This is a genomic window from Kribbella sp. NPDC048837, assembly GCF_055586945.1.
Window position 1 is genome coordinate 878,431 of sequence record NZ_JBVJHF010000002.1, and the last position, 23,941, is coordinate 902,371.

General features: G+C 69.4%; 24 protein-coding genes. 12 read left to right on the forward strand and 12 right to left on the reverse strand.

What is annotated here, in order from left to right; genetic code table 11:
* Window positions 1–371 (forward strand): L,D-transpeptidase (locus ACZ6O0_RS12180; protein ID WP_465764888.1); only part of this gene is annotated, 371 nt, incomplete at its 5' end.
* Here the strand turns inward: ACZ6O0_RS12180 and ACZ6O0_RS12185 are convergent.
* Window positions 359–862, reverse strand: a complete 504-nt coding sequence (locus tag ACZ6O0_RS12185) for an O-acetyl-ADP-ribose deacetylase (protein WP_465764889.1) — start codon at window positions 860–862, stop codon at window positions 359–361. The two genes, ACZ6O0_RS12180 and ACZ6O0_RS12185, sit on opposite strands and share 13 nt — an antisense overlap.
* 88 nt (window positions 863–950) lie before the next feature.
* Here ACZ6O0_RS12185 and ACZ6O0_RS12190 point away from each other — a divergent pair, with 88 nt between their 5' ends.
* Complete coding sequence (locus ACZ6O0_RS12190) at window positions 951–1,742, forward strand: L,D-transpeptidase family protein (protein WP_465764890.1); 792 nt, start codon at window positions 951–953, stop codon at window positions 1,740–1,742.
* 27 nt (window positions 1,743–1,769) lie between these two features.
* Here the strand turns inward: ACZ6O0_RS12190 and ACZ6O0_RS12195 are convergent, their stop codons facing one another.
* From ACZ6O0_RS12195 to ACZ6O0_RS12215, 5 genes are all read right to left on the reverse strand, one after another.
* Window positions 1,770–2,120 carry a DUF2516 family protein gene (locus ACZ6O0_RS12195; protein ID WP_465764891.1) on the reverse strand — a complete coding sequence of 117 codons (351 nt, stop codon included), beginning with the start codon at window positions 2,118–2,120 and terminating at the stop codon, window positions 1,770–1,772.
* 90 nt (window positions 2,121–2,210) lie between these two features.
* Window positions 2,211–2,732 (reverse strand): hypothetical protein, encoded by a 522-nt coding sequence (locus ACZ6O0_RS12200; protein ID WP_465764892.1) that lies wholly within the window; start codon window positions 2,730–2,732, stop codon window positions 2,211–2,213.
* 35 nt (window positions 2,733–2,767) lie between these two features.
* A complete protein-coding gene (locus tag ACZ6O0_RS12205; protein ID WP_465764893.1) occupies window positions 2,768–3,166 on the reverse strand; it encodes a helix-turn-helix domain-containing protein in 399 nt (132 codons plus the stop codon).
* A 154-nt stretch (window positions 3,167–3,320) separates the two neighbouring features.
* Window positions 3,321–4,067 (reverse strand): SDR family NAD(P)-dependent oxidoreductase, encoded by a 747-nt coding sequence (locus ACZ6O0_RS12210; RefSeq protein ID WP_465764894.1) that lies wholly within the window; start codon window positions 4,065–4,067, stop codon window positions 3,321–3,323.
* On the reverse strand, window positions 4,064–5,053 hold the full coding sequence (locus ACZ6O0_RS12215; RefSeq protein ID WP_465764895.1) for a hypothetical protein: 990 nt from the start codon (window positions 5,051–5,053) through the stop codon (window positions 4,064–4,066). The genes ACZ6O0_RS12210 and ACZ6O0_RS12215 overlap by 4 nt, the downstream gene beginning before the upstream one ends.
* 94 nt (window positions 5,054–5,147) lie before the next feature.
* Between ACZ6O0_RS12215 and mshA the strand changes: the two genes are divergently transcribed.
* The 3 genes from mshA to ACZ6O0_RS12230 are packed head-to-tail and all read left to right on the forward strand — an operon-like array spanning window position 5,148 to window position 8,912.
* Complete coding sequence (gene mshA / locus ACZ6O0_RS12220) at window positions 5,148–7,670, forward strand: D-inositol-3-phosphate glycosyltransferase (protein ID WP_465764896.1); 2,523 nt, start codon at window positions 5,148–5,150, stop codon at window positions 7,668–7,670.
* Complete coding sequence (locus ACZ6O0_RS12225) at window positions 7,667–8,155, forward strand: type III secretion system chaperone family protein (RefSeq protein ID WP_465764897.1); 489 nt, start codon at window positions 7,667–7,669, stop codon at window positions 8,153–8,155. The genes mshA and ACZ6O0_RS12225 overlap by 4 nt, the downstream gene beginning before the upstream one ends.
* Window positions 8,156–8,165: 10 nt before the next feature.
* Window positions 8,166–8,912, forward strand: a complete 747-nt coding sequence (locus tag ACZ6O0_RS12230; RefSeq protein WP_465764898.1) for a phosphoglyceromutase — start codon at window positions 8,166–8,168, stop codon at window positions 8,910–8,912.
* A gap of 550 nt (window positions 8,913–9,462) precedes the next feature.
* Here ACZ6O0_RS12230 and ACZ6O0_RS12235 read toward each other — a convergent pair.
* Together ACZ6O0_RS12235 and phoU are read right to left on the reverse strand one after the other, a co-directional pair.
* On the reverse strand, window positions 9,463–9,690 hold the full coding sequence (locus ACZ6O0_RS12235; RefSeq protein WP_465764899.1) for a hypothetical protein: 228 nt from the start codon (window positions 9,688–9,690) through the stop codon (window positions 9,463–9,465).
* A gap of 326 nt (window positions 9,691–10,016) precedes the next feature.
* Window positions 10,017–10,724, reverse strand: coding sequence for a phosphate signaling complex protein PhoU (gene phoU, locus ACZ6O0_RS12240; RefSeq protein ID WP_465764900.1), 708 nt, complete (start codon window positions 10,722–10,724; stop codon window positions 10,017–10,019).
* 196 nt (window positions 10,725–10,920) lie between these two features.
* On the opposite strand from phoU, the gene ACZ6O0_RS12245 reads away from it, so the two are divergent.
* The 3 genes from ACZ6O0_RS12245 (at window position 10,921) to ACZ6O0_RS12255 (ending at window position 13,913) form a co-directional block, all read left to right on the forward strand.
* Window positions 10,921–12,138: a sensor histidine kinase gene (locus tag ACZ6O0_RS12245; protein ID WP_465764901.1), complete on the forward strand. Its 1,218-nt coding sequence runs from the start codon at window positions 10,921–10,923 to the stop codon at window positions 12,136–12,138.
* Window positions 12,135–12,812 (forward strand): response regulator transcription factor, encoded by a 678-nt coding sequence (locus ACZ6O0_RS12250; protein WP_130383318.1) that lies wholly within the window; start codon window positions 12,135–12,137, stop codon window positions 12,810–12,812. Before ACZ6O0_RS12245 ends, ACZ6O0_RS12250 begins: the two co-directional genes overlap by 4 nt.
* Before the next feature lie 84 nt (window positions 12,813–12,896).
* The gene (locus ACZ6O0_RS12255; RefSeq protein WP_465764902.1) at window positions 12,897–13,913 is read left to right on the forward strand and encodes an iron-siderophore ABC transporter substrate-binding protein; all 1,017 of its coding nucleotides are present in this window, start codon (window positions 12,897–12,899) and stop codon (window positions 13,911–13,913) included.
* 91 nt (window positions 13,914–14,004) lie between these two features.
* On the opposite strand, the gene ACZ6O0_RS12260 is transcribed toward ACZ6O0_RS12255, so the two are convergent.
* Window positions 14,005–14,568, reverse strand: coding sequence for a hypothetical protein (locus ACZ6O0_RS12260; RefSeq protein WP_465764903.1), 564 nt, complete (start codon window positions 14,566–14,568; stop codon window positions 14,005–14,007).
* Between the two features lie 275 nt (window positions 14,569–14,843).
* Here ACZ6O0_RS12260 and ACZ6O0_RS12265 point away from each other — a divergent pair, with 275 nt between their 5' ends.
* Genes ACZ6O0_RS12265 through ispF form a run of 3 tightly spaced genes read left to right on the forward strand, consistent with a single transcriptional unit; the run spans window position 14,844 to window position 16,504 of the window.
* Entirely contained in the window at window positions 14,844–15,329 is a 486-nt protein-coding gene (locus ACZ6O0_RS12265) for a CarD family transcriptional regulator (protein WP_012918679.1), read from the forward strand.
* A 12-nt stretch (window positions 15,330–15,341) separates the two neighbouring features.
* The gene (gene ispD / locus ACZ6O0_RS12270) at window positions 15,342–16,037 is read left to right on the forward strand and encodes a 2-C-methyl-D-erythritol 4-phosphate cytidylyltransferase (protein ID WP_465764904.1); all 696 of its coding nucleotides are present in this window, start codon (window positions 15,342–15,344) and stop codon (window positions 16,035–16,037) included.
* Between the two features lie 56 nt (window positions 16,038–16,093).
* A complete protein-coding gene (gene ispF, locus ACZ6O0_RS12275; RefSeq protein WP_465765594.1) occupies window positions 16,094–16,504 on the forward strand; it encodes a 2-C-methyl-D-erythritol 2,4-cyclodiphosphate synthase in 411 nt (136 codons plus the stop codon).
* Here the strand turns inward: ispF and ACZ6O0_RS12280 are convergent.
* Window positions 16,494–17,459 carry a nitrilase family protein gene (locus tag ACZ6O0_RS12280; protein WP_465764905.1) on the reverse strand — a complete coding sequence of 322 codons (966 nt, stop codon included), beginning with the start codon at window positions 17,457–17,459 and terminating at the stop codon, window positions 16,494–16,496. The genes ispF and ACZ6O0_RS12280 overlap by 11 nt on opposite strands.
* Window positions 17,460–17,529: 70 nt before the next feature.
* Between ACZ6O0_RS12280 and ACZ6O0_RS12285 the strand changes: the two genes are divergently transcribed.
* Window positions 17,530–18,399, forward strand: coding sequence for a LysR family transcriptional regulator (locus tag ACZ6O0_RS12285; protein ID WP_465764906.1), 870 nt, complete (start codon window positions 17,530–17,532; stop codon window positions 18,397–18,399).
* Here ACZ6O0_RS12285 and ACZ6O0_RS12290 read toward each other — a convergent pair.
* Window positions 18,396–19,754, reverse strand: a complete 1,359-nt coding sequence (locus tag ACZ6O0_RS12290) for a M1 family metallopeptidase (protein WP_465764907.1) — start codon at window positions 19,752–19,754, stop codon at window positions 18,396–18,398. The genes ACZ6O0_RS12285 and ACZ6O0_RS12290 overlap by 4 nt on opposite strands.
* Window positions 19,754–23,686, reverse strand: a complete 3,933-nt coding sequence (locus tag ACZ6O0_RS12295; RefSeq protein WP_465764908.1) for a Pls/PosA family non-ribosomal peptide synthetase — start codon at window positions 23,684–23,686, stop codon at window positions 19,754–19,756. Before ACZ6O0_RS12295 ends, ACZ6O0_RS12290 begins: the two co-directional genes overlap by 1 nt.
* Window positions 23,687–23,941: the final 255 nt, after the last annotated feature.

Consider the following 23,941-nt stretch of genomic DNA (forward strand, 5'->3'; position numbering starts at 1 on the left):
ACCAGCGGTGTCTGACGAAGGGCCGGGTCCTCTGCATCAACAAGAAGACCCGCAAGCTGGTGTACGTCGTGAACGGCAAGCCGATCCAGGTCGCCGACGCCCGCTTCGGCGCGCGCAAGACGCCGACCCGCAACGGCGTCTTCAAGGTGTACCGCAAGTCGAAGAACCACGTGTCGTCGCTGTACAAGTCCCCGATGCCGTACGCGATGTTCTTCAGCGGCGGCCAGGCGGTGCACTACTCCTCGGACTTCAAGGCTCGGGGATACAACGGCGCCTCGCACGGCTGCGTGAACATCCGGGACAAGAAGAAGATCGCCTGGATCTTCGCCCGCATCAAGGTCGGCGACAAGGTCGTCGTCTACAACGGCTGATCCAGCATCCGGCGGAAAGCCTGGTAGATCCGGGGTTCCACCAGGCAGAAGGTCGAACGCTCGACGGAGGTCGCCGTACGGAGAACGGTCCGTACGGCGACCTCCGCTGCTGAGCGGGCCGGCCAGCCGTAGATCCCGGCCGAAACCGCGGGCAGGGTCAGGGTTCTGACGTCGAGCTCGTCCGCGATCCGCAACGCGTTGCGGTAGCAGGACTCGAGCAGGGCCGGATCCCGTTGGCCGGCGGTGTAGTTCGGGCCGACCACGTGGATCACGTACGACGCCGGGAGGGCGCCGGCCGTCGTCCACACCGCCGTACCCGTCGGAGTGCCGTTCGGATAGCGTTCGATCAGCTCCGCAAGGATCTCCGGGCCGCCGGCGCGATGGATCGCGCCGTCCACGCCACCACCGCCGCGGAGGGCGTGATGGGCCGCGTTCACGATGGCGTCGGCCGGGACCGTGGTGATGTCCGCGGTGCTGAGAACGATCTCCATGCGCAGCTCCTCCGGTACGCTGAGCCAACCAAAAGACCGGTGAGGACGTCCCACAAGTGTAGGGACGGGTCGTGCAGAGGGGTGTTCGATGCGTGGGCTGATCATTCGCAAGATGGTGACCGGACTGGTCGCCGGCGCCGGCATTGCTGCACTTCTCAGTTCCGGAACGAGCGCCACGGCCGCGTCGACCGATCTCAAGACCGTGCCGTTCGAGGTCAGCGGTGAGCTGCCCATTTACCCGAAGGCGCTGTGGAAGAACGGCTCCACCGGGACGAACGTCCGCAAGGTCGAGGCTCGCCTGGTCCAGCTGAAGCTGCTGGAGAAGCGCTACCTGGACAACGAGTACGGGACGATGACCCGGTCCGCGGTGAAGAAGTTCCAGCAGTCCAAGGGCATTCCGCAGCTCGGGTACGTCGACCAGAACACGTTGAACAAGCTGGCCGCGGTCACCCACGAGCCGACCCAGGCCGAGCTCTACCCGCCGGCGCCGGTGGTGAACGGCAAGAAGCTCGACGCGCGCTGCGCGACCGGTGCGGTGCTGTGCATCGACAAGAGCACCCGCAAGCTGCGGTACGTCGTCGACGGCGTGGTGAAGATGCAGCTGGACGTGCGGTTCGGCGCGGTGAAGACGGCGACCCGCGAAGGCAGCTTCACGGTCGGCTGGAAGAGCCGGAACCACGTGTCGAAGCTGTACGACTCGGCCATGCCGTTCGCGATGTTCTTCAGCGGCGGCCAGGCGGTGCACTACTCGTCAGACTTCGCGGCCCGCGGTTACAACGGCGCCTCGCACGGCTGCGTGAACGTCCGGGACCTCGGCAAGATCAAGGTGCTGTTCGACGAGGTCCACGTCGGCGACAAGGTGATCGTCTACCGCTCGTAGTACGTCGTACGCCGTCGGCCCGGTGCGTCAGAGCGGACGCGGACCCCGGCGGCGGCGGATGCCCCAGCCACCCCGGCCGCGACCGGCGGCGGCCCGCAGGGCCGGGCGGGCGTCGACCAGGTAGACGGCCGCGGCGACGATGCCGATCAGGCCGAAGAAGCTCAGCCAGCCCTGGAAGAGCTGACTCAGCGTGAACACGACCAGGATCAGCACCCAGCCGGGTTTGGTCAGCTTGTCCGCCGCGACGAACACTGCCCGCGGCCGGAACGCCGCGTCGATCAGCGCAACCAGCTTGAGGCCGAGCAGCACCCACCAGATGATCTCGAGCGGACCTGCGAACCCTGGAAAGAGGTTCGGGAACGTGGCGAGTGGGACCATGACTACGAGCCTAACCGACTAACCGGGCGGCCTCATCTGCTGAGCGCCGCCCGGCCATCGGATTCACCCAGAAAGGGCTGTTCGTTACCGTCAGTCGCCGACCTTGTCGGCGGCGGAGGTCGCGGCCTTGGCGGCCGACTTCGCCGTCTTGCGGGCGCTGGTGGCGGTCGCCTTGACGTTGCGGGTCGCGGTCTCGGCGGTCTTCTTGGCAGTGGTGCGAGTCGCCTTGGCCTTGCTCACCGTGGTCTTCGCGCCGGCGACCAGGTCCTCGGTGGCCTTCTGGTGGCGGATCCGCTCGACCAGCTCCTTGCCGCGGCCGGCCAGGTCCTCGTAGGTCTCCTCGGCCTGACCGAGGACGGTGGTGAAACCGGCCTGGGCGGTCTTCGGCAGCTCGCGCAGCTTGGCCGGGGTGGTCTTCGCGTCGGCGACGATCGCCTCGAAGCGCTTGGTGAACTCGGCCTGGGCCTTGGTCAGCTCGGCCTGCAGGGTCTGCTGGTCCAGCTTGGCGAACCGGGCGGTGACGTCCTCGCCGACGGCGCGGAACTTCTCGACCGCGAGGTCGCCGGCGCCGGCGATCGCGTAGAACGGGGTAACAGGCGTACGGGTAGCCATCAGGCTTCTCCTCGGGTTATTTCAGCAGGAAGTGATTACTTGGTGGTGTGCTCGTCGGGAGACGTGTTCTCACGGACGAACGACGCGTAGACGTCCAGCAGGACGCGCTTCTGCCGCTCGTTCAGTGCGGGGTCGAGCAGGACGGCGTCGACCACGCCCGCGGGCCGTGAGCCCTCCGAGCTGTCGTCCGGATCGAGGATGCCGGCCCGTACGTACAGAGTCTCCGCGGAGATCCGCAACGCCTTCGCGAGCTGCTGCAGCACCTCGGCCGACGGTTTCCGCAGGCCGCGCTCGATCTGGCTCAGATACGGGTTCGACACCCCGGCCAGGTCCGACAGCTGCCGCAACGACAACTGCGCATGCCGCCGCTGCTCGGCGAGGTACTCCCCGAGGGAGCCCACCGCCCCAGCCGCACGATCACTCAACCTGGCCATGCATCCAGTGTGCTAGCAGCTGCTTGCAATTGCAAGCACCCCTGCCGTGAGCCCGCTCACGTGCCGCCGACCAGGTGCCGCCGACCAGGTGACGCCGGTCAGGTGACGCCGACCAGGTGACGCCGGTCAGGTGACGCCGACCAGGTGACGCCGGTCAGGTGACGCGGTGGACCTTGTGCTGGGCGGCCTGGGCCCGGGGGCGGACGGTGAGGCGGTCGATGTTGACGTGGGCCGGGCGCGTGGCGACCCAGGCGACGATGTCGGCGATGTCGTCGGCGGTGAGGGGTTCGGCGACGCCGGCGTACACGGCGTCGGCCTTGGCCTGGTCGCCGTCGAAGCGGGTCAGCGCGAAGCCCTCGCTGCGGACCATGCCGGGGGCGATCTCGCAGACCCGGACCGGCTGGTCGAAGAGCTCGAGCCGGAGGGTGTCGACGATCGCCTTGGCGGCGTGCTTCGCGGCGACGTACCCGCCGCCACCCTCGTACGCGACCTGACCGGCGGTCGAGCCCATCACGATGATCGTGCCCCGGCCGGCGATGAGGGCCGGGAGCAACGACTTGGTGACGGCCGCGACGCCGATCACGTTCACCTCGTACATCCGCCGCCAGGCGTCCAGGTCCGCCTCGGCGACCGGCTCGAACCCGAACGCGCCACCGGCGTTGTTCACCAGCAAGGCCAACTGGTCACCGACGGCCGCGGTCAGTGCGGCGACGTCCTCGGCCGACGTCACGTCGCACTGCACCGCGCGCCCGTCGATCTCCTTGGCCAGCGCCTCGATCCGGTCCAGCCGGCGAGCCGCACAGATCACCTCGAAGCCTTCACGGGCCAGATACCGCGCCGACGCGGCCCCGATCCCACTGCTCGCTCCGGTAACCACAGCAAGAGGACGCTCGGAAGTCATACCCCAAGTCTCTCAAACCGATCGGCTGGGATAGCTGGGACGGTCCGGCGTGCGGACGCCACCACGGCGGCCAGCGCCGTAAGGGTGACTGCCGCGAAGCCCGCCAGCAGACCTAGCGTCTGTCCGTCGGGGTGGATCAGAGCCTGGCCGCGGAACGCCTGAACCGTCACGGTGACCATCACGCCGCTGTAGCCGAGCGCTGCCACGCCGACGAGCCGCGCCCGGACGCGCTCGGGCCGCAGCCACGCGACCCGGCGAGCGAGGAGATGCAGCACCAGGACTGTGATCAGCAGGAAGTGGATCGCGTGCAGCCCGACGAAGTGCGGGATGCGCAGATCACCACCGACCGTGCTCCAGTTGGTCAACGGCATACCGGGCCCGCCGGCCTCGACACCGATCCCGTGGCTGCCGGACAGTGTGACCGGACGACCGTACGCGTCCGTGACCTGCTCCCGGGCACCGTTCGATCCGACCAGGTAGAAGGCGATCGCCATCCCGGTCACGGCCAGGCCGAGCCCGATCCGGATGGCCCGGTTCAGCGGTGCGTCGCCGACGCGCTGGAACTGCAGCATGATCGCGATCACCAGGCTGGCGCCGAACAGGCCGAGGACGCCGGACATGAACACCTGCTGCCCGACCTGGTTGAACGTGTCGCCGTTGGCGTTGAAGTGGCTGAAGGTCCCGCGCGCGGCCTGTACGGCGATGAACCCGACGTCGACGATCCCGGTGATCGCGAACACCGTCCCCGTCCACCAGCCCAAGCGTCGCGCCTTGCGCAGCTTGGAGAGCAGCCACGCGAGCGTCGCGCCGTACAGGACGAACGCGATGCCGAACTTGAACGGCTTGAGCCACACGGACTCGTTGAGGATCTCCCGGTGGTCGGTCACGAGTCCGACGCCGGCCGCCAGGGTGAGACCGGCCATGGCGAGCACCATCAGCATCAGTGGACGGTGCCAGGACTTGGCTTCTTCGAGGACTGTGCGCATGTGATCCATGCTTTCGGCGCGCGCCGCGGATCGCAGTGGGGCGAATCCCCCAGCCCGGGTGGTGGTAGACCCACCCTGAGAGAGACTGCGATCCATGAGCAGGATCGCGGTGCGCGGCGGCCGGATCTTCGACGGCGAACGGCTTCTCGGCGACAACGTCGTACTGGTGGACGACGGCAAGGTCACCGGCACCACTCGTGAGGCTCCGTCGGAGTGGCCGATCCACGAGGTACCGGACGGCACGATCCTGCCCGGACTGATCGACGCGCACGTTCACCTCACCGCCGACGCCGGTCCGGGCGCCCTCGACCGGCTGCGCGGAGCCACGGAAGAGACGCTGTCGAGCACGATCGAGCAGTCGTTGCGGATCCACCTGACCGCCGGCGTCACCACGGTCCGCGACCTCGGCGACATCAACGACGCCGTCCTGGACTGGCGCACCCGCGCGACGCTCGGCCTGCCGACGGTGGTCGGCGCCGGCGCACCACTCACGAGTGTCGGTGGGCATTGCTGGTGGCTGGGCGGTGAGGTGGCAGGCCCCGAGCAGATCCGGGCAGCAGTACGACGACGTGCCGAGAAAGGCGCCGACGTCATCAAGATCATGGCCAGCGGCGGACCCATGACACCCGGCTCCGACGCGATGAACCCCCAGTTCACCGCACCCGAGCTGGCGACCGCCGTGTCCGAGGCACACACGCTCGGCCTCCCGATCACCGCGCACGCCCATGCGGTCACGGCCGTACGCCAAGCCTTGGAGGCCGGCGTCGACGGGATCGAACACTGCACTTGCCTGACTCCCGCGGGGGTCGCGATCGACGAGGAGTTGCTCGACGGACTCGCCACCGCAGGGATTGCCGTCTGCGGAACACTCGGATCCGACCCGTCGGTCGTCGTACCGCCGGAGATCCTGGAGGCGGTCGCGCGGGCCGGGATCAGCGAAGCGGCGCTGCAGCAGGCCGTATGCCGTTTGTACGACGGGGGAGCCCGACTGGTCGCCGGGTCCGACGGTGGGATCGGGCCGGCGAAACCGCACGGCCTGCTGCCGTCCACGCTGGCCGAGTATGTGCAGGCGGGGATCCCACCGATCGCAGCCCTCACCGCCGCGACCTCGACCGCCGCCGAAGCCCTCGGCCTCGGTGCCCGGAAGGGCCGCATCCGGCCGGGCGCCGACGCCGACCTGCTGCTCGTCGACGGAGACCCGACCAGCGACATCACGACCCTCGCCCGTCCGGTCGGCGTCTATCTCGCCGGCACCCCTCAGGCTGACCGGCGGATAGGGAGAAGTCCCGATTCCCGGGGCGATCGCCGGAGTTACGCTGACCACGTGACCGAACCGTCCGCTGACCGTCCGCCGCGGCGGGTCGCGATGATCAGCCTGCACACCTCGCCGCTGGACCAGCCGGGCACCGGGGACGCCGGCGGCATGAACGTCTATGTGGTCGAGCTGTCCAAGCGGCTTGCCGACCTCGGGATCGAGGTCGACGTGTTCACGCGCGCGACCGCGTCGGCGCTCCCCGCGAGGGTCGAGCTGATGCCGGGCGTGACAGTCCGCAACGTCGCGGCCGGGCCCTACGAAGGACTCACCAAGAACGAGCTCCCGGCCCAGCTGTGCACGTTCGCCCGCGCGGTCCTGCGGGCCGAGGCGATCCACGAGCCCGGCTGGTACGACGTGATCCACTCGCACTACTGGTTGTCCGGGCAGGTCGGACTGCTCGCCCGCGACCGGTGGGCCGTCCCGCTGGTCCACACCATGCACACGATGGCCAAGGTGAAGAACGCCAGCCTGGCCGAGGACGACGTACCCGAGCCGCCCGCGCGGCTGCTCGGTGAGGAGCAGGTCGTCGAGGCCGCGGACCGTCTGCTGGCCAACACCGACGACGAAGCGCAGGAGCTCATCAACCTGTACGGCGCTCAGCCCGGGAAGGTCGGCGTGGTCAACCCTGGCGTGGATCTGGACGTGTTCAGCCCCGGCGACCCGGCCGCGGCGCGGCACGAGCTCGGGTTGCCGGCCGACGCCGTCGTACTCGCGTTCGTCGGGCGGATCCAGCCGTTGAAGGCGCCCGATCTGCTGATCCGGGCGGCCGCGCGGATGCTCGAGCGGGACCCGTCGCTGCGGGACCGGCTGGTCGTCGCGATCATCGGCGGTCCGTCCGGCAACGGGATGGAGCATCCGGAGTCGCACGCGGAGCTGGCCCGGACGCTCGGGGTCGACGACGTCACTCGGTTCGTGAAGCCGATGGAGCGCGCCGGGCTGGCGCAGTGGTACCGATCCGCTTCCGTCGTGTGCGTCCCGTCGTACTCGGAGTCCTTCGGGCTGGTCGCCCTGGAGGCGCAGGCCTGCGGTACGCCTGTGGTCGCGGCGGCCGTCGGCGGCCTGAGTACGGCGGTCGTCGACGGGCAGACCGGGCTGCTGGTCCGCGGGCACCGGGTGGACGACTTCGCCGACGCGCTGGGCCGGATCGCGACGGATCCGCAGACTCGCGAGAGCATGAGCCGGGCGGCGGTCAAGCACGCGCAGGGGTTCGGCTGGGAGCTGACCGCCCGCAGGACGCTGGCGGCGTACCGGACCGCGGCGGAAACGATGGCGGCGGAGCTCGCCGCGGAGGTGGCTGGGTGAGAGTGTCGGCGGCGGACGTGATCCGCCAGGTCCTGACCGAGAACGAGCTCGACTTCACCGAGAGCGAGCCGGGCGTCTTCACCGCGGACCTGCCGGGCGAGCGGAAGCTGAAGACCACGGTGTCGCTGACGGTCGGGGTCCAGGCGGTCCAGGTGCACGCGTTCGTGGCCCGGCACCCGGACGAGAACCACGAGGCCGTCTACCGCTGGCTGCTGGAGCGGAACCTGAAGATGTACGGCGTCGCGTTCGCCGTCGACCATATGGGCGACATCCACCTGGACGGGCGGGTCCCGCTGCACGCGATCACGCCGACCGAGGTCGACCGGCTGCTCGGCGCGGTGCTGGAGTACGCCGACTCGTCGTTCAACACGATCCTCGAGCTCGGGTTCGCGTCGTCGATCCGCAAGGAGTACGAGTGGCGGGTCTCCCGCGGCGAATCGACTCGAAACCTGGACGCTTTCAAGGGCTGGTTGGAGCCTCGATAGACTCCGAGGCATGACCTATCGCCTGATCCTGCTCCGCCACGGCACGAGCGACTGGAACGCCAAGAACCTCTTCACCGGGTGGGTCGACGTCGACCTGAACGCCGGGGGTGTCGAGGAAGCCCAGCGCGGCGGTGAACTGCTGCGCGACCGCAACCTGCTCCCCGACGTGCTGCACACCTCGGTGCTGCGGCGGGCGATCCGCACCGCGAACATCGCGCTCGAGGTGGCCGACCGCCAGTGGATCGACGTACGGCGGTCCTGGCGCCTGAACGAGCGGCACTACGGCGGCCTGCAGGGCAAGGACAAGAAGCAGACCCTGGAGGAGCTCGGCGAGGAGCAGTTCATGCTGTTCCGGCGCTCGTACGACACCCCGCCGCCGGCCATCGAGCGCGGCTCGGAGTACGACCAGGCCGGCGACGCGCGGTACGCCGGACTCCCGTCCGAGCTGCTGCCCGCGACCGAGTGCCTGAAGGACGTCGTCGAGCGGATGCTGCCCTACTGGTACGACGCGATCGTGCCGGACCTGCGCGACGGCAAGACCGTCCTCGTCACCGCCCACGGCAACTCGCTCCGCGCCCTGGTCAAGCACTTGGACAACCTCGACGAGCAGACCATTGTCGGCCTGAACATCCCCACCGGCATCCCGCTCTACTACGAACTCGACGACGACTTCCACCCCATCACCCCCGGCGGCGAGTACCTCGACCCAGCCGCCGCCAAAGAAGCCATAGAAGCCGTCAAAAACCAGGGCCGCTAACCCGACGTCCCCGACGGACCGGCACACGCAAGGACACGCCTCCGGCGCGACTGCTTTGTTGCCGGCTCCGCCGGAGGCGCGGACCGTGGTCACGAGTCGGTGCACTGGCGCCGAGCACCCCGGTGAGCTGGCTCGGCTAGGGCGCCCAGCCAGGCGCTGACGGACCGCTCGGCACCGCGCGCAAAGGACACGCCTCCGGCGCGGCAGCCTTACTGCCGGCTCCGCCGGGGCGGCAGATCGTCCTCACGCGTCGCCGCAACCGGCGCCGAGCGCCCGGGTTGCCTGGCTCGGTGAACAAGAGCGCCGCGCCAGGTGCTGAAGCCTCCGCGGCCGCCCGGTCCATAACCAGAAGCCTCGGCAACGCGAGGGGATATCCCCACGAGTTGCCGGTTCTCCCCGTCGTACACCAGCAGAGAACCGACCACACGGGCGGATGTCCCCTCGTGTGAAGGGTCACCGGAAAGAAGAGTCCCGGCAGCCAGGTGTTGCCGGGGCTATTTGTTGCTGGATTCAGTTGCTGTTCGGGTCGGGTGGAGGCGCCGACGGCACTTCACGTGCCCTCGACATCTTCAAGGCTCAGGCCGCGGAGCTGCTCGAGCAGGGCACGCAGTTCGGGACGCTGAGCCACGAGCTGAGGATTGTCCTCCAGGAGAGCGAGCTTGGTTCTCTGGAGATTTCTCATGTGCTGTTCCACCTCGTCGAGATGTGCGAGCAGCTCAACGCCGTTCATTGATGACAGGTCGGTGTTGATCAGCCGGTCGGTCACAGATTCGTCCATGTCAGGGAAGCTATCCGACGAGCGGAGCGAGTGTCGGGACCTGTGACGGGACCTGGTGGGCTGCGACAGGTCATTCCTTGTCGCTGGGGCCGGTTTCCTGTTCAAGCCCCCAGTCCGCCCACGGACCCTGCCATCCAGCAGCACCGCGGGGATGACCACCATGCGAGAGGATGTCCCTCGTACTGCGGTTGGCTGGGTGGTGCGGGGGCCGTCGGCGGGCACCAAGTGGCTTGAGCAAGGAGACCCGGTCCGCGCTGCACGTTGCGGGGATGAGAAAGGCGCCCGCGGCAATTGTTGCCGGGGGCGCCTTTCGGTGGTGGCTGGGTTCAGTTGCCGTTCGGGTTGGGGGTGGAGGCGCCGGCGCCGGAGCCGGCTGCGGTGCCGCCGACGGCGACGGGGAGTTCGCCGGTGACCAGGTAGACGACGCGGCGGGCCATGGAGACGGCATGGTCGGAGATGCGCTCGTAGTAGCGGCCGAGGAGCGCGATGTCGACGGCGACCTCGACGCCGTGCGGCCAGGCGTCGTCCATCATCAGCCGGAACTGGTTGGTGCGCAGCTTGTCCATCTGGTCGTCGGTGGCCTCGAGCTTGCCGGCCGCCTCGACGTCGCGGGTCTTGATCACGTCACCGGCGGCGTCGACCATCTTGCCGGCGACGGTGCCCATCTCCTCGATCACGTCGTGCAGCTCGGCCGGGATCGCCGGGGCCGGGTAGCGCATCCGGGCGATCTTCGAGACGTGCGCGGCCAGGTCGCCCATCCGCTCCAGGTCGGCGACCATCCGCAACGCGGCGACCAGCATCCGCAGCTCGTTGGCGACCGGCGACTGCCGCGCCATCAGCTCGAACACCTTCTCCTCGACGCCTTCACCGGCGGCGTCCAGCTGGATGTCGGCCGCGATGACGTCCTCGGCCTTGCGGATGTCGGCTTCCAGCAGGGCGGCGGTCGAGCGGCGTACGGCGGTGGACACCGTCCGTGTCATCCGTTCCAGCTCGGCGAGGATGTCGTCGAGCTGCTCGTGGTAAGTGTCACGCATCGTGTTCGTTTCCGATCTTTGGTGTCCGGTGCCACGGCGGGCGGAGCGGCAAGCACCCGCCCACCGGTGACCGTATGCCGTCGAGGTTGCCGGACGGCGACGAGTGGTGAACGCCTGATGAACAGTTGTGTCGCGTCCCGGTCATCCGGTGCTCATTCGGTCTTTCCCTGCTGGTTGCCCGCGTAGCATCGTTGCCGTGGACCCCACGCTGGCTGCGGTGCTGGGCGGCGTCATCGGCGCGGCCCTGGCTCTGCTTTCACTCGGCGCGATGATGCTGTCCGAGCGGTCCCAGCGCAAGATCCCCGAATCTCCCGACCCTATTGTGCCCAACGGTGTCGCCACCGTCTTGTCGGTACTGCGTTCGTCCGCGGTGGTGATGGGTCCGGAGGACCAGGTGCTCCAGGCCAGCGCGCCGGCCCATGTGCTCGGCATCGTCCGGGGTGAGCGGCTGGTGGTCGACGACATCCTGACCATGGTCCGCGCGGTCCGGCGCGACGGCGAGATCCGGCAGCAGGAGTTGGAGATCGTCCGCGGCCGGCTCGGCGCGACGCAGTACGTGAGCGCCCGGGTGGCGCCGCTGGGCAGCCAGCTGGTGCTGGTCCTGGTCGAGGACCGGACCCGCGAGCGCCGGCTGGACGCGATCCGGCGGGACTTCACCGTCAACGTCAGCCACGAGCTGAAGACCCCGGTCGGCGCGCTGATCCTGCTCGCCGACGCGGTCTCGGAGGCGTCCGACGATCCCGAGGCGGTGCAGCGGTTCTCGGACCGGATGCGGGTCGAGGCGTCCCGGCTGAGCCGGCTGGTCAAGGAGATCATCGAGCTGTCCCGGCTGCAGGGCGACGACCCGCTGGAGGACCCGGGCCCGGTCGACATCAACGCGGTCGTCGAGAGCGCGGTGGACCGCTGCCGGGTGGACGCCGAGGACCGCGACATCAAGATCGTGGTCAAGACCGAGCCGGACCTGGAGGTGATGGGCAGCGTGGACCAGCTGTCCATCGCGATCGGCAACCTGGTCGAGAACGCGGTCAACTACAGCCCCGACGGCACCCGGGTCGCGGTCGCCGCGCACCCGATCGGCGACCTGGTCGAGGTCACCGTCAGCGACCAGGGCGTGGGCATCCCGAGCAGCGACCTCGAACGCATCTTCGAGCGCTTCTACCGGGTCGACCGGGCCCGCAGCCGCGAGACCGGCGGCACCGGCCTCGGCCTCTCGATGGTCAAGCACATCGCCTCCATCCACGGCGGCGACGTCCGCGTCTGGAGCGTCGAGGGCCAGGGTTCCACCTTCACCGTGAGACTCCCGCTGCGGCTCGAACCCGCGCCGGGCCAGACCGATTCCCCCAGCCAGGAGGAGCCGGCCGTTCCCCTGACGCCTACCCCGTCAGGTCAGATCGCAAAGGAGACAGCTTCGTGACCCGAGTGCTGGTCGTCGAAGACGAAGAGAGCTACAGCGACGCGTTGTCGTACGTGCTGCGCAAGGAAGGGTTCGAGGTCGCCGTCGCGGAGACCGGACCGGACGCGCTGGACGAGTACGACCGGGCCGGCGCGGACATCGTCCTGCTCGACCTGATGCTGCCGGGTCTCTCCGGCACCGAGGTCTGCCGGGCGCTGCGCAGCCGGGGCAATGTCCCGGTGATCATCGTCAGCGCCAAGGACACCGAGGTCGACAAGGTCGTCGGCCTCGAGCTCGGTGCGGACGACTATGTCACCAAGCCGTACAGCCCGCGCGAGCTGCTGGCCCGGGTCCGCGCCGTGCTGCGCCGCGGCCAGGACGTGGAGCTGCTGCCCGACACCCTCGAGGCCGGGCCGGTCCGGATGGACGTGGAGCGGCACGTGGTGACCGTGTCCGGGACCGAGATCCGGCTCCCGCTGAAGGAGTTCGAGCTGCTCGAGATGCTGCTGCGCAACACCGGCCGGGTGCTCACCCGCGGGCAGCTCATCGACCGGATCTGGGGCGCCGACTACGTGGGCGACACCAAGACCCTGGACGTGCACGTCAAGCGGCTGCGCTCGAAGCTGGAGAAGGACCCGTCGAATCCGGCGCACCTGGTCACGGTGCGCGGGCTCGGGTACAAGTTCGAGTCCTGAGTCACACCCCCCGCAGGTCGCCAGGGCCTGTGGGGTTAGCTTAGGCTCTCCTTAGTTGAGGCAGTCGGTCTAAGGAGAGTCATCATGTCCTGGTCCCGTACCCGGGTGATCGGCGCGGCGGTCACCGCCGTACTGGTCGCGACCACGCTCGCCGCGTGCGGCAGCGACGGCGACGACAAGGCCGCCGAGTCGGGCGGTACGGCGTCCGCCGGGTTCCCGGTCACGCTGAAGAACACCTTCGGCGAGACCACCATCACCAAGAAGCCGGAGCGGATCGTCACGCTCGGCTGGAACGCCCAGGACGTGGTCTACGCCCTCGGTGAGACGCCGGTCGGGATGCCGAAGGTCACCTACGGGCCGACCGCCGCCGGCGTCACCGCGTGGGACGCCGACAAGTTCGACTCAGCGAAGACGACGTTGCTCGACACCGGTGACAAGTACCCGTTCGAGAAGATCGCGGCGCTGAAGCCGGACGTGATCCTGGCGCCGTACGAGGGGTTCGACGAGGCGACGTACAAGACCCTGAGCGGGATCGCGCCGACGGTCGCGTACCCGGGGGCGCCGTGGCAGACCACCTGGCAGGACCAGACCCTGCTGGTCGGTGAGGCGCTCGGCAAGAAGGCCGACGCGGAGAAGCTGATCGCCGGGATCGGGGACAAGATCAAGCAGGTCGCGGCCGATCACCCCGAGTTCAAGGACAAGACGATCACGGTCGGCTCGTTCGGGCCGGACAACTACGTCTACATGCCGGGCGACCCGCGCGTGCAGATCCTGAACGAGATGGGCTTCAAGAACGCGCCGGGCGTCGAGGCCCTGGAGAAGACGAATACCAAGAAGGAGTTCGCTCTCACTATCAGCAAGGAGAAGATCTCCGACGTCGACGCCGACGTGCTGGTCGCGTACGTCGACGGGATCGGGACCCAGAAGTTCCTGTCCGACCCGGTCTACTCGTCGCTCGGCGCGGTCAAGCGCGGTGGCGCGTACGCGATGCAGGACCAGCAGGTGATCTCCGGGATGAGCGCCGTCAGCGTGCTCAGCGTCCCCTGGGTCCTGGACAAGATCCTCCCGGGCCTGAGCAAGGCGGCTCAGGCCAAGGGCTGAGCTGGTACGGCGAGCCTCGGCCACAGGCTCGCCGGGCCACGAAGAACGGGCCGTCCCGCGCCGGGGCGGTCCGTTCGGCGTTGCCGGTGGACTACTCCGCGGCCGGCTCCGGGGAGTAGTGGTCGTCGGGCAGCACCGGGATGTAGGTGGTGATCGGCGCGGCCTTGCCGAAGGTGATGGTCACGTTGACCACCTGGCCCGGCTTGCCGCCGGTGACCGCGATCGGGTCGCCGCTGTCCTCGCCGCTCTCGGCCTCCGTGCTGGGGTCCGGCGGCAGCAGGGTCGCCGTACCGGCCTTCAGGTCCAGGGGCTGCTTGAGCTCGCTGAACGTGACGACGCCCGGCTGGTCGCTGCCGGCCTGGCCGTCCCGCGTCCCGGGCGGGGCCTGGGTGATCTTGACCAAGGTCTCGTCCTCGGTCCCGTCGTTGACGATGACCGTGTGCAGCACGCCCTTGCCGTCCGCGTCGGCCAGCACCAGCATGTTGCGGACCTTGATCGAGCCCGAGTCCGCGTTCGTGCCCTCGGCGGCCTGGTACGGCTGCAGGGTCGGGGCATTGAAGCTCGCGCTGCACGCCGCCAGCGCGATACTGAGAGTGGCGGCGGCACCCGCCAGCACGGTACGCCGGGCGAACCGCGAGGACAACGTGATCGGCACTGGGATCCCTCTCGTGCAAGCTGTTCAAGGCCGTCAGGCAGCCGCCTCCGGCGCACCAAAGCGTAGCGTTCGCCGCTCCGGGAACCGACGGCGGGATGCCTGTGACGGGGGCCGGAGGAGCTGCCGCAGTGGTGTCGTGGGCAACGTTTCGCGCGTGCACGAGGCACGGCTGAGAGCGTTTGTCAAGGCGAGATGTGGGCTCTGACCAGCGCAAACGCCCCGACCGGACCACCGACCGCGTGGTAGGATAGGACTCGGAAAGGGGCACGTGACATATGACTTTCACAGTCGGCGAGACGGTTGTTTACCCCAACCATGGTGCGGCCGTCATCGAGGACATCGAGACCCGTCAGATCAAAGGTGAGGACAAGACCTATCTGGTCTTGAGGATCGTCGCTCAGAACGACCTGGTCGTCCGGGTCCCCGCGTGCAACCTCGATCTCGTCGGCGTGCGTGACGTCGTGGATCAGGCCGGCCTGGAGCGCGTCTTCGACGTGCTGCGAGCTCCGCACACGGAGGAGCCGACCAACTGGTCGCGTCGGTACAAGGCGAACCTGGAGAAGCTGCACTCCGGTGACGTGATGAAGGTGGCGGAGGTCGTGCGCGACCTGTGGCGCCGAGAGCGTGACCGTGGTCTGTCCGCCGGTGAGAAGCGGATGCTGGCGAAGGCTCGCCAGATCCTGGTCTCCGAGCTGGCCCTGGCCGAACACACCAACGAGGACAAGGCGGAAGCCATCCTCGACGAGGTTCTCGCTTCCTAGCCGAGTTCCCGCATGAGCAGCGCGGTCGTGATCCCCGCGGCCGGGCTGGGCCTGCGGCTGGGCGGTGAGACACCGAAGGCATTTCGAGAGGTCGGTGGCGAATCGCTGCTGGTCCACGCAATCCGTGGACTGAGGGCAGCGACCGCCGCCGACCTCGTCTGTTTTGTCATCGCCGTCCCGCCGGGCACCGAGGAAGCAGTCGCCAAGGAGCTCGAGCCGTACGCCGGTGACGCGCAGCTGCGCGTGGTCCCGGGCGGCGCCGAGCGGCCCGACTCGGTGCGCGCGGCGCTGGAGCTGGTCCCGGTCGACGGGATCGACTGCATCCTCGTGCACGACGCGGCGCGGGCCTTCGTCCCGGCCGACGTGATCGAGCGGGTCGTCGCGGCCGTGCGTGCCGGCGCGCAGGCCGTCGTACCGGTGGTGCCGGTGACGGACACGATCAAGCGGGTCGCGCCGACCGGAGAGGTCCTCGACACACCGGATCGGTCGACGCTGGTCGCCGTCCAGACACCGCAGGGGTTCGAGCCCGCCGTCCTGCGCCGCGCGCATGCCGTCGACGTAGTCGGGGCCACCGACGATGCGATGCTGTGTGAGCGGCTCGGGATCACCGTGACGACGGTTGAGGGGTCGCCGGACGCGTTCAAGGTGACGCGGCCGCAGGACCTGTTGCTGGCGGAGGCTCTGCTCGCGGAGAGGCGGCTCACGTGAAGATCCCCCGGGTCGGGAACGGTATCGACGTCCACCCGCTGGAGGAAGGCCGGCCGATGTGGCTGGCCGGCCTGCACTGGCCGGACGAGACTTCCGGGCTCTCGGGTCACTCCGACGGCGACGCGGCCGCGCACGCGATCTGCACGGCCTTGCTGACCGCGGCTCGCTTGGGCGACCTCGGTTCGAACTTCGGCACCGCTGAGCCCGAGTGGGCAGGCGCCGCCGGAGTCGCGCTGGTGGCCGAGGCGGCCCGGCGGGTCCGGGCCGCGGGATTCGAGATCGGCAACGTCTCGGTCCAGATCGTCTGCAACCGGCCGCGGATCGGCGCCCGCCGCGAGGAGGCGGAGAAGGTGCTCAGTGCCGCCTGCGATGCCGAGGTGTCGGTCAGCGCGGCGACCACCGACGGACTGGGCTTCACCGGTCGCGGCGAAGGCATCGCGGCGATCGCCACCGCACTCATCTACTGACGGGATCCGTCGAGAATCGCGCTGCTCTCGGGTCCAGCTCGTCACCCATGACCTGGGTCAGCAGGCCGTAGAGCTCGGGTCGCCGCCCGCGCATCCACCGCCGCCCAGTTGCCAACGGCACCAGCCCGAGATCCAGGTCGGCGACCACGACGGCCTCGTCGGGCACCGGGGTCTCGGCGACGATCCGGCCGTACGGATCCAGGATCATCGCGTTGCCGGTGCGGATCTCGTCATCGTCCTGGCCGACCCCGTTGCTGAACAGCAGGAACAGCCCGTTGTCGTGCGCCCGCGCCGGCAGCCACCGCATCAGCCAGCCCCGCCCGCTCGGCCCGTCGAACGCGGCGCGGAGAGCTTCCGGGTCCTGGTGGCGCCGGTCCCAGATCTCCTGCGGGATCGGCTTCATCCCATGTGGGCTGCGTGAGCTCGTCCCGCCAGTCTGGTGCGGCGCGATCAGGACGGTTGCTCCGAGCAACGCGGTGATCCGGACGTTCTCGACCAGGTTGTTGTCCCAGCAGATCAGCACCCCGGCCCGGAACCCCCAGGGCGTGTCGAACACCGTGTACGACGATCCGCTCGCGATCGCCTCGTGCTCGAACGCATGGAGTTTCCGGTGGACGTGGACCACGCCGCCCGGCAGGCAGACGGCGTACGAGTTGAAGAGCTTGCCGTCAGCATCTTCCAGGAAACCGACCCCGAGGCCGGCGTCGAGTTCCTCGGCCAGGGCGAGGACCCGGCTGACCAGCGGCCCGTCGGCCGGCTCGGCCAGCTCCCGCAGCCGCTCGACGGGATGGCGGCGGAGGTGCCAGTAGCCGAGCAGACACAGCTCGGGGAACACGACCAGCCGGGCGCCGTCGCCGACCGCCTGCCGGGCCAGCCGTTCGACCGTGGCGAGATTGGTCTCCGGCTGATCGGGAGTCGGTTCGAACTGGATCACGGCGGTGCGGAAGGCTGTCATGCCACCATCGAAACGCCAGACCACGTATGACGTCCAATAGCCATTCGGGGCGATTCCATATCCTGGGGTTATGGATCTCCGTTTGCTCCGAGCGTTCGTCACGGTCGCCAGGCTGCGGAACTTCGGGGCCGCGGCCGAGGAACTGTCGACCAGTCAGCCGGCGCTGACCAAGCAGATCCAGGTGCTGGAGCGTCGGGTCGGTTCGGTGCTGTTCACCCGGGGCCGGCATGGTGCCCGGTTGACCCCGGCCGGTGCACTGCTACTTCCTGACGCTCTGGAGTTGCTGGACCGATCCGAGGCCTTCGATCGGCGTGCCGCTCAGGTCGCGGCCGGGGCCGAGGGTTCGCTGGCGATCGGGTTCGGCCTGTCCGGGATCGAGCTCGCGCCCCGGGCCGTGGCGCTTTTCCGCAGCCGTTGGCCCGGCGTCACGATCTCACTCGAGGACCTGTCGTCGGTGGCCCAGTGCGAGCGGCTGCTGGCCGGGAGCCTCCAGATCGGGTTCGTTCGGCTGCCGGCCCCGGCCGGCCTCGAACACCTTCGGTTACGACGTGACCGGCTCACCCTCGCCGTACCGGCCGCCGCGAACGTGCCCCGCGACCTGGTCAGCTGGCTCGACGCCCGCCCGCTCGTCCGCCTCACGCCCGCCCGCGGCCCCGGCCTCAACGCCCAGATCAACACCCTGTACGCCGAACTCGGTTGCCACCCGCAAGTACTTCAGGAAGCCGGCGACCTGCAGACCGTGCTGGCCCTGACCGCGGCCGGCGCCGGGCCATCCGTCGTACCCCAGTCCGCCGAACGCATCGCGCCACCCGAGCTCCGCCTGATCCCGCTCCCCGGCCGGGCCGCCTCCTGGTGGACCGGCGCCGCCTGGTCGACCCGGACCCCACTCACCGAGCGCTTCGTCAAAGCCGCCGCCGAAGTGGCGCGAGCGCTGGGTTAGCGCCGGCGGGGAAGCGGCGGCAGTTCGTAGGAGTCGAGCCAGGCGGCGAACAGGTGGCGGAGGGCTTCCTCGTCCGGGGTGAAGGTGGAGGCCAGGGCGATGAAGTCGGCGGTGGTGACCGAGCCGTGGCGGTAGGTCCTGGTCCAGGCGCGGAGCAGGTCGAAGAAGGCCTCGTCGCCCAGATGCCTGCGCAGGGCGTGCAAGGTGATCGCACCGCGCTTGTAGAGGCGGTCGTCGAACATCAGCTCCGGGCCGGGGTCCGAGAGCATCAGGTTCTGCGGGAGGCTCTTCAACCGGGCGTATGCCTTGGCCACCTGCTGGTCGGCGGCGAGGCCGCGGGACTCCTCCGACCACAACCACTCGGCGTAGCAGGCGAATCCTTCGTTCAGCCAGATGTGTTGCCAGCTCGACGGCGTCAGGCTGTTGCCGAACCACTGGTGCGCCAGCTCGTGCGCGACCAGGCGTTCCGACGTACGACGGCCGTCGACATGGTTGCTGCCGAACACCGAGATGGCCTGCGCCTCGAGGGGAATCTCCAGGTCGTCGTCCGTGACCACGACCGTGTAGCTGCCGAACGGATAGGGCCCGAACAGCCGGCAGAACAGCTTCATCATGTCCTGCTGCCGCCCGAAGTCCACCTTGAACTCGCGGATCTGCCCGGCCGGCAGCACGCCCCGGGTCGTCACCGGCGACGCGGCCAGCTCGACCGTGTCGTACCGGCCGATCTGCACCGTCGCCAGGTACGTCGCCATCGGCGCGGCCTGGTCGAACACCCACGTGGTCCGGCTGGCCTTCACCCGGCGCGACACCAGCCGCCCGTTCGCGACCACCTGGTACGGCGAATCGGTGGTGACCGTGATCCGGTAGTGCGCCTTGTCGCCGGGGTGGTCGTTGCACGGGAACCAGGTCGCCGCGCCACTCGGCTGGCTGGCGACGATCACGCCCTCGGTGAGTTCCTCCCAGCCGAGCTCGCCCCACGGGCTGTCCTCGGGCTTCGGGTTGCCGCCGTACTGGATCTCGACGGTGAACTCGGCGCCGTCCATGATCGACGCGGCGGGCGTCACGTGCAGCTTGCCGGAGCGGTGGACGTAGCGCTGCGGGCGGCGGCCGTTGACCGACACCTTCGACACCCGGAGGCCGGCCAGGTCGAAGCTCAGGCGGGACAGCGCCTGGGTGGCGAACGCCGTGATCGTCGCCTTGCCGGTCAGCCGGTTGCTGTTGACCCGGTAGTCCAGGTCCAGCTCGTACGACTCGACCTGGTAGCCGCCGTTGCCATGGGTGGGCACATACCGGTCCTCGGCGGTCGGCGCTCCGGGCAGCCCGTTGTTCTGCCGTCCTTTAAAGGGGGCAACCATCAGCCTTGCCAGGGGGCGATCGGGTTCCCAGCCCAGCGCGTCCCGGCCGGCACACCTTCACCACGCATCACGAGAGACACCGGGCCGATGGTAGCCCCTGCTCCGACACTCGCGGCGGGCAGGACGATGCCGTGCGGCCCGAGGGTTGCTCCGGATCCGAAGGTGACTGTGCTCATGGAGAGAACTCGATCATGAAAAAGGTGCGTCTGCAGCACGCAACCGCGATTCACCGTGGCGCCGTCGCCGAGGGTGACCAGATCGGCCTCGGGCAACCAGTACGTCTCGCACCAGACACCCTTGCCGATCTTGGCCCCGAGGGACCGCAGCCAGAGGTTGAGCACCGGCGTACCGGCGGCGGCGTCCGCGAACCACGGCGCCGCGACCAGCTCGACGAAGCTGTCGACGACCTCGTTGCGCCAGACGAACGAACTCCACAGCGGGTACTCGACCGCGCGCGTCCGGCCGACGATCAGCCACTTGGCGACCGTGGCGATGCCACCCGCGACCGCGCCGGCGGCCAGGATCACCGCGCCGGACAGCAGCAGGGTCCACCAGGGACCGATCCAGATGTCGAGGGCTTGCAGCGCGAACAGCACGCCCAGGGCGATCAGCACCGTGCACATCATCGGGACGAAGCGGCACAGCTCGACCAGCGCCCGGGCGATCTTCAGCTTGAACGGCGGGTTGAAGGTCCGGCTCTGATCACCCTCGATCGCCTGCCGCCGGAGCTTCACCGGTGGCGAACCGAGCCACGACGTCCCCGCCTTGGACTTCTTCGGCGCCGCGGACAGCACCGCGACCAGGCCGTTCTTCGGCACCGATCGGCCCGGCGCGGTCATCCCCGAGTTGCCGAGGAACGCGCGCTTGCCGACCTTCGCCCCGGCCACGTGCAGCCAGCCGCCACCCAGCTCGTACGACGCGATCATCGTGTCGTCGGCCAGGAACGCGCCCTCGCCGACCGTGGTCATCTTCGGAAGCAGGAGGACTGTGGACGCCTCGACGTCACGGCCGACCTTCGCGCCGAGCGCCCGCAGCCACCACGGCGTGAGCAGGCTCGCGTACAGCGGGAACAACAGCGTCCGTGCTGCGTCGAGCAGCCGCTCGGTGGCCCACACCTGCCACCCGATGCGGCTCCGGACCGGGTAGTGGCCCGGCTTGATCCCGAGTCCGAGCAGCCGGACACCGATGAGCGTCAGTACGGCGATCGTCACGAAACCGACGAGCGTCATCAGCGGGATCGCGGCCAGCGCTTGGAGTGCCGCTGCTTGGAGTGTCTCGGTGCCCTGGATCGCGTTGCCGAGTACGACGAGGGCCGCGGCGGCCGCGGCCACCGGGATCAACGACATGATCGCGGACTGAACGCCGTACGCGAGCACCCACCAGGGAGCGCGGGCCGGCCGGTGGTCGGGCCAGGGGTGCCGGGCCCGGCCGATGCGGCTGGCCGGGGAACCGGACCAGCGCTCGTTCGCGGGGACCCTGCCGGAGACGGCCGAGCCGGCCATGATCTCGGCGTTCCGGCCGATCTCGGTGCCGGGGAGCAGCGTGCTCCGGGAGCCGACCACGGCCTCGGCGCCGATGGTCACCGGACCGACATGCAGTTGGTCGCCGTCGATCCAGTAGCCGGCCAGGTCGACCTCGGGCTCGATCGAGGCGCCGCGGCCCATCGTGAGCATGCCGGTCACCGGCGGCAGGGTGTGCAGGTCGACGCCGCGGCCGACCTTCGCGCCGAGGGCGCGGGCGTAGTAGGCGATCCAGGGAGCGCCGGCCAGGTTGGCCGCGCCGGCGGCATCGGACAGGTTCTCGGCGGCCCACAGCCGGACGTGCTCGGTGCCGCCGCGGGGGTAGGTGCCTGGTTTGAGGTTCCTGAGCAGGATCCGGGCACCGACGACGGCGATCCCCATCCGGCCGGCCGGGGTGATCAGGATCAACCAGCCCGCCAGGATCCACCACCATGAGACCGTCCTGGCCCAGGGCAGCGGTCCGGCGAGCTCGGCGAGCAGGTTGTTCAGCGTGAACAGGTAGACCAGCCAGCGAACGCCGACGACCGTTTGCAGGATCAGGGTGAGCGCGGTCTGCAGGAGTTGCGTGCTCTTCGGCGTCGGTCTGATCTCGCGGATCTCGATCGGCTCGTACGCCACCGGTTGTGATTCGTCGAGCCGTTCCGCGAGGGCGCCGAGGCGGGGGTACTCGTAGATGTCGCCGACAGTCACATCCGGGTAGCGCTCGCGCAGCGCAGACACCAGTTGCGCGGCGGCCAGGCTGCCACCGCCGTGCAGGAAGAAGTCGTTGTCCGGGCCGGTGACCTTCGCGCCGAGGATCTTCGTCCACCGCTCCGCCAGCCAGCCGGCCGTCCCGCTGAGGTCGGCCGCCGGGCCTTCGGTGTCCATCCCGGGCAGCGGCCAGGGCAGTGCGTTCCGGTCGACCTTGCCGGACGTCCTGGTCGGCAGCGTGTCGACGACGGCCAGCAGGGGCACGAGCGCCGCGGGCAGTTCCTCTCGCAGTCTCGTGGTCGCCTTGGCCTGGTCGAACGCGGCAGGGTCTTCGGGTACGACGTACCCGACCAGCAGCTGGTTACCGGCCGCGCTGGTGCGGACGGCGGCTGCGGCACCGGAGATCTGTGGCAGTGCCTGGAGTGCCGCGTCGACCTCGCCCAGCTCGATCCGGCGGCCGCCGAGCTTGACCTGCTCGTCGGCCCGGCCCTGGAAGAGCAAGCCGGCTTCTTCGTACCGGACCAGGTCGCCGCTGCGGTACGCGCGCTCCCAGCCGAGTGACGGCATCGGTGCGAACTTCTCGGCGTCCTTGGCCGGGTCGAGGTACCGGGCCAGACCGACACCGCCGATGATCAGCTCGCCGATCTCGCCCGGCCGCACTTCGTTGCCCTCGGCATCTACGACGGCGAGATCCCAGCCGTCCAAGGGCAATCCGATCCGGACCGGGCCTTCGCCGGTCAGCTGGGCGCCGCAGGCGACGACCGTGGCCTCGGTCGGGCCGTAGGTGTTCCACACCTCGCGGCCGTCGACCGCGAGCCGTTCGGCCAGCTCCGGCGGGCAGGCCTCACCGCCGAAGATCAGCAGCCGGACCTGGTCGAGCGCATCGGCCGGCCAGAGCGCCGCCAGTGTCGGTACGGTCGAGACAATAGTGATGCCTTGGGCAACCAACCAGGGCCCGAGGTCCATACCGGTCCGGACCAGCGACCGCGGCGCCGGAACCAGGCACGCGCCGTGTCGCCAGGCGAGCCACATCTCCTCACAGGAGGCATCGAACGCGACCGACAAGCCGGCGAGCACCCGGTCGTCCGGGCCGATCGGCTCCGGCTGCAGGAACAGCCGCGCCTCCGCGTCCACGAACGCGGCCGCTGATCGGTGCGTGACCGCGACACCCTTCGGTACGCCGGTCGAGCCCGAGGTGAAGATGATCCATGCGTCGTCGGTGGGCTCCGGTCCGGCCTGGACTCTCCGTGCGTCCGTCGCACCGGAGGAGTCCATCCGGGCGCTGTAGGGGTAGTCGTAGTAGCCGTCGGCGTTGTCGTTGTCGAGGATGGGCGCGGGCTGCGGGCGGGTGACGGTGAGCGCCAGGTCGTCGCCGACGGTAGCCGCGACATCCGCCTCGCCGAACACGAGCTCGGCGCGCTCGTCCGGGTCGTCCGCGTCGACCGGCACGTACGCCGCTCCGGCCTGCAGGGTCCCGAGGATGGCGACGTACAGATCGTTGTGGCCGGACGAGATCCGCACGCCGACCCGGTCGCCGGGACCGATGCCCGCGCCGGTGAGACGGCCGGCGAACTTGGTGGTTTGGATCAGCAATTCGCGATAACTGAGGCTGACGCTGCCGTCGTCGAGCGCAGGCTCATCGGCGTACCGAGTCGCCGTCTCCTGCAACACATCCACCAGCGTCCGCGCGGGTGGCGCCAGGTCCCCGCGTCGCAACGTCACGGCCGAATATTACGCCGCCCCGGTGAATCCCCGGCAAAGCGCTCGTTCCGACTCGGCAATCAACCGATTGCTGGAGACCTGGTTCGGCGCACCCAGCGGGCGATGGCCGGCGAGGAGTACGGTCGTTCGTCCGCCTTGGGCCGGTCCGTGGGCGACGCTCAGCCAGGCGTCGCGGAGGGCGGCCCAGTTGATCGGTTCGGGGGCGCCGGCGGCGCTGCGCTGTTGCAGTGGGCAACAAAAAACGGCAGGAGTCGA